The 12443-nt window shown below is 44.1% G+C and carries 8 protein-coding genes; 4 read left to right on the top strand and 4 right to left on the bottom strand.

The genetic code is table 11. The features are described from left to right. Nucleotide 1: 1 nt before the first annotated feature. The 4 genes from QNM18_RS15315 to QNM18_RS15300 form a co-directional block, all read right to left on the bottom strand. The gene (locus tag QNM18_RS15315; protein ID WP_284137718.1) at nt 2-2680 is read right to left on the bottom strand and encodes a bifunctional acetate--CoA ligase family protein/GNAT family N-acetyltransferase; all 2679 of its coding nucleotides are present in this window, start codon (nt 2678-2680) and stop codon (nt 2-4) included. Nucleotides 2681-2837: 157 nt separating this feature from the next. Further along, nucleotides 2838-4679, bottom strand: coding sequence for a methyl-accepting chemotaxis protein (locus QNM18_RS15310; RefSeq protein ID WP_284137717.1), 1842 nt, complete (start codon nt 4677-4679; stop codon nt 2838-2840). Between the two features lie 503 nt (nt 4680-5182). Continuing rightward, nucleotides 5183-5704: an NUDIX hydrolase gene (locus tag QNM18_RS15305; RefSeq protein WP_211012335.1), complete on the bottom strand. Its 522-nt coding sequence runs from the start codon at nt 5702-5704 to the stop codon at nt 5183-5185. Between the two features lie 70 nt (nt 5705-5774). Next, a complete protein-coding gene (locus QNM18_RS15300; protein ID WP_211012336.1) occupies nt 5775-6827 on the bottom strand; it encodes an aldo/keto reductase in 1053 nt (350 codons plus the stop codon). Between the two features lie 667 nt (nt 6828-7494). Between QNM18_RS15300 and dinB the strand changes: the two genes are divergently transcribed. The 4 genes from dinB (at nt 7495) to QNM18_RS15280 (ending at nt 12437) form a co-directional block, all read left to right on the top strand. Continuing rightward, entirely contained in the window at nt 7495-8550 is a 1056-nt protein-coding gene (gene dinB / locus QNM18_RS15295; RefSeq protein WP_284137716.1) for a DNA polymerase IV, read from the top strand. A 113-nt stretch (nt 8551-8663) separates the two neighbouring features. Next, nucleotides 8664-10361: a carbon starvation CstA family protein gene (locus QNM18_RS15290; RefSeq protein ID WP_284137715.1), complete on the top strand. Its 1698-nt coding sequence runs from the start codon at nt 8664-8666 to the stop codon at nt 10359-10361. 63 nt (nt 10362-10424) lie between these two features. Continuing rightward, a complete protein-coding gene (locus tag QNM18_RS15285) occupies nt 10425-11957 on the top strand; it encodes a M17 family metallopeptidase (RefSeq protein ID WP_284137714.1) in 1533 nt (510 codons plus the stop codon). Nucleotides 11958-12041: 84 nt separating this feature from the next. After that, a complete protein-coding gene (locus QNM18_RS15280; RefSeq protein ID WP_211012340.1) occupies nt 12042-12437 on the top strand; it encodes an HIT domain-containing protein in 396 nt (131 codons plus the stop codon). Nucleotides 12438-12443: the final 6 nt, after the last annotated feature.

Raw genomic sequence — 12443 nt, 5'->3', positions numbered from 1 at the left:
ACTAACTGTTATTTTGAAGTGGTAAAGTCATAATAGCTGCACCTTCTTCAAAGTCTCTTTTTACATTGAAGCCAAGGTGTTTGGCCAAATTGATCATGCCGGTATTTTCAAATAGCGTGATCCCTTCAATATTTTCTACGCCCTTTTCTCTACAGTAATCTATCGCCGCATTCATCAACAATTTACCTAAACCAAGGCCTTGTGAATCAGAGCGTACTATTACAGAAAACTCAGCTTGAATATTATCTGGATCCATTAAAACCCGAGAAACCCCTAAAGTACGAAAGGCGCTTTTGTAGCGTTCACTAATGATAAAGGCCATTTCACGGTCGTAGTCTATTTGCGTCATTTTCGCGAGTTGGTCGTGGGTAAATTGTGGCAATTGGCCAAAAAAACGATTATACCTGTCCTCTTTAGTGAGCGATTGGTCAAACTCTTGGTGATTGCGCTCATCCTCTGGTTTAATTGGTCTAAGAATCACTTCTTGGCCATTTTTTAGGGTTAATACTCGTTCTAGTTCTTTGGGGTATGGCTTAATTGCTAAACGCTTACGGTGTGCTTTGGGCTGGTATGGCGAGAGCCCTATCTGGGCATCCAGCACTAGAAATTGACCTGAGCTTGCTAAAATAGGGTTGAGCTCTAGGCTTTGAATATCAGGTTGTTCAACAATCATTTGTGACACCCTAGTGAGAAGGGCACATAAGCGATACTTGTCGACTTTGTCAGGCAGTGTGCGCTCTTTTAACACACCTTTGTCATGGGCAGCTGCGATTAAATATTTTGCTAGATTCATGTTTAAGGGCGGGAGCGCTACGGCAGCTTGAGAGAAGTTTAACCCTGTTCCCGCTTCGCCTAGTAAGATAACTGGCCCTACATCAGGTTCGGTTTTTATTGCAATACGCAGTTCTTGAGTGCCAGCTCTGGATGCCATTTTTTGTAGAGAAAACCCTTCAATCTCAGCGTCTGGGTAGGTTTTTTTGATCCGCAGTAGCATTGAAAATGCGGTTTGCTCGACTTCATTGCCATCATTCAAATTGAGCACGACGCCGCCCACTTCAGATTTAGAAGGGATCGCAGCGCTGATCAGTTTTAATGCGACAGGGAACCCTATCTCTTCAGCTTGCTCTTTTGCTTCGCTGGGCGTAAGTGCAACTTCGGTATGAATACAATCAATGCCATAGCAAGAGAGGATCTGGCTAGCCGAGTGGGTGGATAGATATTGATGGTTGGCGCGCAAATAACCATTGATTTGCTGTTTGGCCCCTTTGCTATTGATAAGTTCATCTTGAATGATAGATTCAGGTGTTTGGGTCAAATGCTTTTGGTTTCTGCGATACGTAATTAGATGCATAAATGCACTGACTGCGCCTTCAGGAGTGCGATAGGTTGGTATGTTACTCAGTACACAGATATCTCTCGCTGAACGGGCGGCTTCTTCGCCCATAAAATTCGTCATAACAAAGGGCCTTGCCATTTTGGGAATTTTTTCAAGTGTTTGAGCAATGATTTTGGCATAGGCCGAGCTTGGCGCAAGTGCAGACGGTGTATGAATAATCAACAAGTTTTTGACCTCATCAGCCTTTAAAAGTACTTCTAATGCACGTTGATACCGTTTAGGTGACGAGTCGCCAAAAATGTCGACAGGATTATCCGTTTGCGAGGATTGAGGCACGATCTCATTGAGAGCACTGACTGTTTTTTCACTGAGTTTAGTAAGCTTTCCTGAGCGCATTAACAGGGTATCAACGGCCATGATCCCCGGTCCACCGCCATTTGTTAATATAGTCAGTTGTTCCACTTTAAGCAGTTTTGGGTGCAATGCGAGCGTCTGAGTGGCCGCAAATAGCTCTCTTAAATCATTTACTCTTAGCATGCCCGCACGTTGAAACATTGCATCGTACACCGCATCGTCGGAAGTTTTCCCGCCAGTATGGTGGTAGGCGGCGCGTGCGCCGGCGATTGTGCGGCCAGTTTTGATGGCGATGACGGGTTTGTTAAAAGCGGCTGCTCGCGCGGCGGATATAAACCTGCGCACGTCTTTGATATTGTCTATGTACAGTAAGACCGCAGATGTTTTGCTGTCTCTTGCCAAGTAATCGAGCAGCTCATCGAAATCGATATCTAGACAGTCGCCTACAGAAATAAAGTGAGAAAAGCCAATGTGTTTAGTTTGCGCCCAATCTAAAATCGTTGAGCACACAGCAGCTGATTGAGATACAAAAGCGAGCTTTCCAGGTGTGGCGACCGTATGCGAAAAGCTTGCATTGAGTCCGATGTGCGGCAGGATCAACCCTAGGCTGTTACTTCCCAAAAGAGTCACCTCAGATTGCTGTGCAGTACTGTGCAAAGTGTGCTTTTCAGTGTTACTTAAACCGGCAGCAACGATAATGGCATGTTTACAGCCTCTGGAACCCAGCGCTTGAATTAGTTGGCATAAAGTGTTTTTGTTAGTACAAATAATGGCCAAGTCAGGTATGCAAGGGAGGCACTCTATATCCTGATAGGCGAGCACGCCATGTACCGCAGTGTACTTTGGTGTGACTGGCATAATAGGACCTTTAAAGCCGCCTTGGAGTAGGTTTTTCATTACGACATTACCAGCACGATTGGGGTTGTTGGAAGCACCAATAACAGCCACTGATTTAGGGTTAAAAAACTGGCCTATACGTCTAACACTCATGCGTACTCCTTTGATTTACCAATACCAAATTATGTGCTGGATCATGACTGTAACATGTTTGTATGAGATTTCGAGCAGATAAGTGTTTTACTTTGATCTCAAAAGCGCTTTTGCGAAAAATAAAAGCGCTTTTGAGGGTTAGAGGTGAGTAGCTTGATTAGACTTTAAATCTGGATACATCTTCTTGCATCTTATGTGCGTCATATTCCAGCGCTTCGCAATTTTTACAGTTTTGGCAAGAGTCGACGTAAAGCTGCTCTGCTGACACTGAAATGTTTGCGGCAGCATTTTCAACGCCTTGAACTGTCGCCATTTGCTCTTCAGTCGCACCAGCTATTTGAATGACCATGTCGCGTATTTTATCCATGGCTTGTTTATTATCGTCCATGCTTTGCTGTGCTTCTGTAATGCCTTCATACATTTGTTCGCTTAGTTCTAAGCTGGTTTGCATGGCTTGCTCAGAGTCATGTACTAGGCTTTGCAGACCATGGATCATGCGTTCAATTTCTACTGTTGAATTTTGGGTGCGTTTGGCCAGTGTGCGAACCTCATCAGCGACCACCGCAAACCCACGTCCACTTTCACCGGCGCGGGCTGCTTCAATAGCGGCATTTAATGCCAATAAGTTTGTTTGCTCAGTGATCCCACGAATAACCGATGTGACACTCTCAATCTCGCTGCTCGCTGAAGAAAGTTGATGCATCAGTTTACTGTTTTCATTGATATGTCCGGTTAGCTCAGACATGTTATGATGGGCTCTGTGCATAATATCTGAGCCTCGGGCCATGTTTTCATCTGCTTCATTGACGTTGTTTTGCACAGCCACACTATTTTCGGCGATAAGTGACACCGCTTGTACCAGTTCACTGACGGCAACTTTAACGGCGTGTGTATTGTTTTTTTGCTCTTCAATAGCTTGTTGGGAGCGTTTTGTCACTTCGACGGATTGGTGTGCACCATGTTCGACGGTCTCACCAGTGTGTTTGATTTCTCTTACTATATCAGCGGTTGTATCTATGAACTGATTGACCGATCCTGCAAACTCCGTCACCTCATCGCGACCAGTCAAATTGATATGATGGGTTAAATCCCCTTCGCCATGACTAATGGTTGCCATATTGGCATTGGCCGCTTTTAATCTTTTGACGATATGCGACCCCTTCCAAAGCAAAAGTCCTGCAATTATTGCTGTGAGTATTCCTGCTAGCATCATGCCTTGGTGTTGCGCAGAAATAAGCTCATTGCTGATCCCCATCTCTATGTCACCAGAGAGTTTATTCATGGTGCCTTCTACCTTGTGAATGCTTGAACGCAACTCACCACGTAAGCCTGAACTGGCATCGAGGCCGCGCTCTACCAGCGCTACAGTCAGCGCTCGCGCAGTATTTTCAAACAGCGTCAGGTCATTTTGCCCAGCGCTAAATTGATCATTAAAGTAAACCTTCATGACTGCTAACTGCTGAGTGACTTCGTTTTTGGTAGACATATTGAGGTTTGTTTGGAAGTCATTTTCAAGTAGCACTAATCGCAATGCTTTACTCATCGCGGTAATATCGCCAATATTGGTCAGGGATTCGTGCAAGGCAACTTCGGCGTGATTAAATTCACCGCGCAGCCCTTGGCTCGGTGAGAGACCTATCTTTTTATCTAGCGCGACTAAGTTTCGTAGGTTTGACTCGTAGCTACTCAGATCTCTTTCAGCCACTACCAAAGCCTGTTGTAAATGACTGGGGAGCTGACGACTCAATATGGTCATGTTGTTGCGCATTAGCTTGATCCGAGCATCAAACTTGTCGACGTACTTTTGCTGTTTTCTAAGTAAAAAATCTTTCTCATGGCGTCTTAGCATCAAAAGGTCGTTGCTGATCTCTTTGCTAGTGGCCAACTTTTGCCCCAAATTGGCGATGTGAGTCGTTTCATACCAAAGCACGCCCACCATACAAAACAGTGCAATCATGACAAGAGAAGAAAGTAAAATGAAAGTGTGACGAATGGTCATAGTCTACTCCTTAGCTTTGATATTCCTATCATCAAAACTTAGAACAGAATTATAAAATTACCAATACGCAGTGAAATTTATTGAAATTATTTGTCCAACCACTTATTCATAGCTGTGTAACAGCTAGTTATTTTACATTTTTATTACATTAATTCCCAAGTGAAATCCATGTAAATTCATTTTTAGATTTAGCTTGTGGTATATGCTAATCACGTTCGTTATGAGCGCTCGGTAGCACTGTAAATTGCAGGCTTTAGAGTGCTTCCTTGAAGGTGTGTGGTCGGGAGCTAATTTTATTAAAGGTCCTTATTGTTCGATTGTTTACACAGTGATGGTGCCTATGGGAATTAAAGGGGGCGAATAGATATTCCACCATCCAACTTCTTTTTCAAAGTAGGCCTTACAATAGCTTCTGGCAAATAAAGCGTTTTTAAATACACTGAACATTTTTCCAATTGAGAGCGATTTCCCCTGAATATTCTGCCAACAGGGGAAGCATTTCATTAGTCAATGTTCAGGCCCATAATTTCTTTTGCAACAGTTTCTAATATCGCCAGCTCTCTATATATCGACTGTCCTTTTTTGTTGCTATTAGCCAGTGTTTCACGATTGTGCGAAATTGCATCTTTAATCGGCAACCAAACTGGTCGCATACCATTTGCTTGCTCGTAGGATTCCATCTGAGGTTCAGTGAAAGAGCCACAAATATCAACGACAAAGCAGTGTGAAATAATATGCACATTATCGAAATCTGGTTTGTACCAGCTTTGATACTCTTCATATATACCAAATGGTGAAATGTGCGTTATTGACTCTGCACCGGTCTCTTCTAGTAATTCTCGGCTTAACGCGACTTCAATCTCTTCACCCTCATCAACACCACCGCCAGGTAGTGTGTAATCATCATATCGCGCTGTATAAAGAAGCAAAATTTCTTCTCCCCTGGTTACAATTGCGCGCACGGCATGTCTAATAAAGTGGCTGCCAGGCAGGGGCACGATAGGCTTGCTATTGAGTTGTTTCATAAATACGTCGTTATTTGAGAATGCAAATTTGGTGAGTTTACCATATTTGCATTCTAATCTGTGGGTCAGCTTAAAATGGAACTGGGTAAGTTTTTAAAATGGTGTCTATTTCTGCCAACGCTTCAGGAGGAAGCGGTTTGTCAAAAGCACTGATGTTTTCTTTCAGTTGTGCCATTGAGGTAGCCCCGATGATGGTTGAAGTAACGCCATCTACCTGATCACACCAGGCTAAAGCAAGCTGTGCTGTACTGAGGTGGTGTTCATGTGCAACTTCTTGATATGCAGCGGTCGCCTGTTGTGAGTATTGGGTATCTCTAAACAGCCCGTTGCGCTGCATTAAGGTCCAACGACTGCCTTCAGGCCTTGCACCACCTAAGTATTTACCTGATAGCAATCCACCAGCAAGTGGAGACCAAGGCAAATAGGCGATGTCCTCATTGACGCAGTTTTCTAATAAGTAAGGCCAGTCTTTCTCATGAAGTAAATTGAATTCGTTTTGAATGGAAACTGGTCGCTCTATGCCGTGCTGCTCACACAAATGTAAGTAAGTATTGATCCCCCATGGCGTTTCGTTAGAAAGCCCCCAATGACGTATCTTTCCTTGATCTTGACAGACTTTTAAGCCTTCGAGGATATTACTCATTTCGTCTAGCTGCTGTGCTTTGCTGACAGCGTGTAGGTCTAACATGCCGTGCCAGTGTTTGCCAAAATGTGGTGATGTGCGATTTGGCCAATGTAATTGGTATACGTCGATGTAATCTGTTTGCAGTCGTTGTAATGATTGTTCAACAGCGTTGATGACTGCGCTTTTATCGATAGGTTTGCCCTCTCTTATCCAACCGAGTCCCGCACCTGCTATTTTTGTCGCCAAAATAACTTCTTGGCGTTTTTCTTCATGGCGTTTAATCCAGTCACCTATGATCAATTCGGTTTTACCATAGGTATCTGGCGACGGGGGTACTGCGTACATCTCTGCGGTGTCTATAAAGTTGATCCCTTGACTTAGTGCGTAGTTGATTTGCTCATCAGCATCGTGCTGATTGTTTTGCAGCCCCCAAGTCATACTACCTAAACAAACTCGTGAAACCTTTAGTGATGAGTGGCCTAATTGGCTGTACTTCATAGATACTCCTTGCAAAATCGAACAGGTTTAAACAGCTAAGATGTAGTCGTTAGATACATACAAATTCACTAACAGCAGTGTAGAGCATTTCTACTTATTCTGCTGAGGTTTGTTTACACTGAGTTATTAAAATTAGCAACTGTGCCTTTATTGTAAACAAATGATTGGATGTATTTGTTTGATAAATTATTGTACCTAAGTTTTTGGATGTAGACGATTGTTAGGTTTATTGAGAAATGGATCATTACGTTATTTTTGATTTAATTGATAATTTAGGCTTCGTAGTTCTATTTTTTGGATTGCTTATTGGCTGAAAGAGTCCAATTGCTCGGTGGTTTGTTATCAAATAAGTCTATTTTGGAATACGTACTTCTATATCTTTGAAGTCTTTATGTGCCTTGTATTTAGCTACCGATACTTTTGAGGCGCTATATCGCATTTGTTATATATCAAAAAACCAGCTGGGGGGCTCTTCTTAACGGTTGCAAAGCGCAGAGGGCTGACTGTATACGCGATGTATGCGTTTGTTATGTACTGCTATGCGTTAGCGCTCGAGTCTGGCCTAAAAAGCGATGTTCATAAATCGTAGTCATTGAAGCAATAGACAAATGGCTAGAAAACTGCCACTATACTGTATAAGTAAACAGTATTTGTAAGGGGCGTATCGGTGAGGAAATTTATCCATATTGATATGGATTGTTTTTATGCTGCGGTAGAAATGCGTGATAACCCCGCACTCGCTAAAGTACCCATGGCAATTGGTGGCAATAGCCATCGCGGGGTATTAAGTACCGCGAATTATATTGCACGTGAATTTGGTGTGCGATCCGCGATGTCTAACTACAAAGCCAAACAGCTTTGTCCTCAATTGGTCATTGTTCCGGGGCGCATGCAAGTTTACAAAGAAGTCTCTCAACAAATCCGGCAAATATTTGCGCGCTACACCCATTTGATAGAGCCTTTGTCTTTGGATGAAGCCTACTTAGACGTTACTGAGTGTGAGGTTTGTCAAGGCAGCGCCACCTTGATCGCGCAACAGATCCGCACAGATATTTATAATGAAACAGGGCTGACAGCCTCAGCTGGCGTTGCGCCGATCAAATTTTTAGCCAAAATAGCCAGTGATGAAAATAAACCCAACGGCCAGTGTGTGATCACACCTACTCAGGTAGATGACTTTATCGATGAATTACCGCTGAGAAAGATCCCCGGGGTTGGTAAAGTGACACATGAAAAGTTGTTGGCATGTGGACTTGTTACTGGCCGTGATATCAAAGCACTGAGCCAAGATGAAATGGCTCAACGTTTTGGTAAATTTGGCAATGTATTATGGCGGCGCTGCCAAGGTGTTGATGATCGGGGTGTAGAGACTGAGCGAGTGCGTAAGTCGGTAGGGGTTGAAACAACTTTTGAGAAGGACATTAAAGATTTAGCGCAGTTAAAGGCTATTTTATGTGACAAGCTTATCCCTGAACTTACTCGTAGAAGTGCTAGATATCAAACGGAGCGCGCCTTTACAAAGTTAGGGGTTAAAGTAAAGTTTTACGACTTTTCTCAAACCACCAAGGAATGTCAATGTCATCAAATTGACAAAGATATTTTGTGTACTTTATTGGAGCAGGCTGTGGCGCGCTATGGCAATAAACCTGTGCGGCTGGTGGGGGTGCAAATTGGTTTAGGTGATGCGCCGAGCAATCAGGTACAAATGGGTCTATTTAATTGAGATCACAAGATAAACTTTATATGTGTTAGGGGTTGTGCGACTAAAATATAACTGAATTTGCATGTTTCCGTGTTAGAGTAATGTTAATACAAAAATAACACAGAGGACATCTCGTGCAATCGATCATGATAGTGTTGTTCGGTATTTTAGGTATGCTGTTTGGCTGGTTTGTATACTCTAAGTTTATCGCAACCAAAATTTTCAAAATGGACGATAACTTCGTCACACCTGCCCATGAACTCAATGATGGGGTTGATTATGTTCCAACCAATAAAGTGGTGTTGTGGGGTCATCATTTTACTTCAGTGGCTGGTGCTGCGCCCATAGTTGGTCCTGCTATTGCAGTCTATTGGGGATGGGTTCCAGCTGTACTTTGGGTGGTAATTGGTACCATCTTTTTTGCTGGCGTCCATGATATGGGCGCACTTTGGGCTAGTGCTCGCCACAAAGGCAAGTCAATGGGGGCATTATCTGAAACTGTCATTGGCAAGCGCACCCGTTCGCTATTTATGATTGTGGTATTTTTAGTACTCTTAATGGTTAATGCGGTGTTTGGTGTTGTGATCGCGAACTCGTTTGTTGCTAACCCCAATGCTGTTTTCCCTGCTTGGTCGGCCATTGTTGTGGCTTTGATTATTGGCCAGTTGTTAAAACGAAAAGTGCCACTGATCCCGTTGTGCTTAGTAGGTGTAGTGGTGCTGTATGCGACAATTTATGCAGGCAGCGGTATGCCTATTGCGCTTCCCAGTGAGGTATTTGGCTTAACTGATAAAGCCAGTTGGATATTAATCTTATTTGTTTATGCGGCTGTTGCGTCTTTGTTACCTGTTTGGATGCTATTACAACCTCGAGACTTTATTAATGGCATGCAATTGTTGGTTGGGTTGGTACTGCTATATGGTGCAGTTTTTGTTGTGATGCCAGACATAACGGCACCTGCATTTAATACGCAAACGGCTATCGACACGCCAAGCATTATTCCTTTGCTCTTTGTCACCATTGCCTGTGGTGCTGTCTCTGGTTTCCATGGCATCGTATCGTCAGGCACCAGCTCAAAGCAGTTAAATAAAGAAACTGATGGTCGTTTTGTCGGGTATTTAGGAGCAGTTGGTGAAGGTTCGTTGGCGCTCATTACTTTAGTGGCTGTGAGCGGGGTTATGTTGGCGGTATCGCCTGAAGAATGGCACGAAATATATAGTCATCTTGGTGCAGGATCTGTTGGCGCATTTATTCAAGGCGGATCTAATTTAATCAGCACAGGGTGGGGGCTATCCGCTGAAATCGCATCTACTTTATTAGCTGTTATGGTCGTTTTGTTTGCGGGCACGACTATGGACTCAGGTGTGCGTTTACAGCGTTATATCATCCAAGAGTGGGGTGATATCTATAAGTTACCAGTACTAAAAAATGGCATTGTCGCCACCTTAGTTGCTGTGGGGTGTTGCTTATTACTTGCATTTGGTGCAGGCGGGGCTTCGGGCAGTGGTGGCATGATAATTTGGCCGTTGTTTGGCTCGACGAACCAAATTTTGGCAAGCCAAACCTTGTTGGTGATCTCTGTTTACCTTATCAAGTTGGGCCGACCAGCCAAATTTACGCTTATTCCAATGATATTTGTGATCTTAATGGCATTTTTCGCGGGCTTGATTAAATTGGGAGAGTACTACGAAAAAGGCAATTGGCTACTAGTTGGATTAGATATCGTCGTATTGGTCGTGAGTGTTTTAGTGATGTTAGAAGCTTGGAGTGTGGTCAGTAAACTCAAAAGTACACCGGAAGCGGCTACGGACAGTGAAGAATCGACAAGCTAACTTGGCTCTTGCAAATAAATAACCGATAATTGGCCCTTAAATTACAAGAACAAGGGCCTTTTTATGTCTTTTCCTCTCTCATTGCCAGCATCAAATTGGCAGCAAAGTGACGCTGATGCCTTAATCGTCATTACTTCAGATGTAAGTGATTTAGGCGATAAACAGCTCAATGAGGCAGCTGCGCCTTATTTGGCCGTAGATGCACGTTTGGCAACACAGGCAAATGTCTTGTTGGCGCCTCAAGTTCCGGGCCAACGTTTAATTTTAGCGCCGACCGGACCTCTAAATCGTGATTACGATGATGTGCGTCGTTTCTTCGCTGCTGGTCAAGCGGCCATTGCACAAGCCAAAGCGGCTGGTGCTGTAAAGCCTGTTGTGGTGTTGGCGGGTGTACCGAATGACGAACGTTATCAAAACGCCTTACAGGTTGCATTTTTGGGAATGTGCCAAGCACTTTGGCAGCCTTTGGAAGCACGAGAGTATCGCGGTGCGCAAATTGAGCCAGTAGAAAGCATTTATCTTGTTGGTGCTGACGACGCTCTGTGTTCACAGCTAAATGCGATTGCTGCGGGTCAATATGCTGCGCGTGATTTATGTGGCACTGAACCTGAGCGTATGGCCCCCCCTCGTTTTGCCGACTACTGTGTGTCTTTATTTGAGAATACCTCAGTTAAGGTAGAAGTTATTTCCGACATCACGGCCATCGATAAAGAATACCCAATGTTGAGCACGGTTGCGCGTGCGTCGTATGCTGTGGAACGTCATCACCCGCGTGTTGTAAAAATGGAATATGTACCTGAAGGCGATATTGAGCGCACTTTAATGTTTGTAGGTAAGGGCCTTGTTTACGATACTGGTGGAGCAGACTTAAAAGTTGGCGGTTTTATGGCTGGTATGAGTCGTGACAAAGGTGGTGCTGCATCTGTGGCTGGGTTTATGAAGTCAGTGGCCGAATATCAACCAAAAGGTGTGAAGGTGATTGCTTATCTAGCGGTCGTTAGAAACTCTATTGGCTCTGATTGCTTTGTTCCGGATGAAATTATCGAAACCCGTGAAGGTGTGCGTGTACGTATCGGTAACACCGATGCTGAAGGGCGTTTAGCAATGGGTGATTTACTCAGTGAAATGAAAGATTTGGCTAAATCTGAGGTAAACCCTGAACTATTCACCGTTGCTACACTTACCGGCCATGCAGCAAGAGCGATGGGCCCATATAGTGCACTTGTTGAAAATGGTCCAGCACGTGCAAACTCAGTATCGCGTCTGATCGCTGATCAAGGAGATATCTGGGCAGATTGTGCGGAAGTATCTCGCAGCCGCAGAGAAGATTATGACTTCGTACAGCCGCGCACTTTGGCTGATGATGTGCTGTCTAGTAACAATGCACCTTCAGCGGTAACAGCGCGTGGCCACCAGTTCCCAATGGCATTTTTGGCCATTGTAGGTGGTTTGGACAAACATGGCTGCGATTCTGAGCTACCTTTACCATATGTACACATGGACATTGCAGGTAGTGGAGTGGAAAACGGCGATTGGCAACATGGTAAGCCAACAGCCGCGACGGTAAGCAGCTTATTCGCTCGCTATTGTCTATAAGAGCGAGTGATCTTATGACAACGTCATGATCACTGAATATAAAGCAGGTACTGAGTATCTGCTTTTTTTATCGGAGTAGAGTACATGGCATTTGAACTTGCCCCTGAATTACATAGAGATTGTATAGAGCTAGCGTCTTGGCCGCTGTGCAAAGTGCTATTGATGAATGATAGTCAATACCCTTGGTTTATCCTTGTGCCTCAAGTTGAGGGAGCACGTGAAATCATTGACTTGACCGAAGCGCAGCAGACCCAATTTTGGCAGGAGTCAAAGCAACTAAGTGAGCTTTTAATGACGGTTTTCACGCCAGATAAACTCAATGTTGCTGCATTGGGCAATATGGTACCGCAACTACATGTGCATCATATTGCGCGTTATACACATGACGCCGCTTGGCCTAAGCCTGTTTGGGGTGTGCACACTGCTCAACCATACAGTGAGAGTCAATTATTAGCATTAAAAAAGGCGCTGTCACTTTAGCGCCTT

The sequence above is a fragment of the Pseudoalteromonas obscura genome (assembly GCF_030135505.1).
Classification (GTDB): Bacteria; Pseudomonadota; Gammaproteobacteria; order Enterobacterales; family Alteromonadaceae; genus Pseudoalteromonas; species Pseudoalteromonas obscura.
Note: the sequence above shows the minus strand (reverse complement) of the source record. Positions and strands in the feature narration are given on the sequence as shown.

What these genes read in the sequence shown, in the direction of transcription:
- QNM18_RS15315 (WP_284137718.1), bottom strand. Translation starts at nt 2,680, where the DNA reads ATGAGTGTTAGACGTATAGGCCAGTTTTTTAACCCTAAATCAGTGGCT.
- QNM18_RS15285 (WP_284137714.1), top strand. Translation starts at nt 10,425, where the DNA reads ATGTCTTTTCCTCTCTCATTGCCAGCATCAAATTGGCAGCAAAGTGAC.
- QNM18_RS15280 (WP_211012340.1), top strand. Translation starts at nt 12,042, where the DNA reads ATGGCATTTGAACTTGCCCCTGAATTACATAGAGATTGTATAGAGCTA.
- QNM18_RS15305 (WP_211012335.1), bottom strand. Translation starts at nt 5,704, where the DNA reads ATGAAACAACTCAATAGCAAGCCTATCGTGCCCCTGCCTGGCAGCCAC.
- QNM18_RS15310 (WP_284137717.1), bottom strand. Translation starts at nt 4,679, where the DNA reads ATGACCATTCGTCACACTTTCATTTTACTTTCTTCTCTTGTCATGATT.
- QNM18_RS15300 (WP_211012336.1), bottom strand. Translation starts at nt 6,827, where the DNA reads ATGAAGTACAGCCAATTAGGCCACTCATCACTAAAGGTTTCACGAGTT.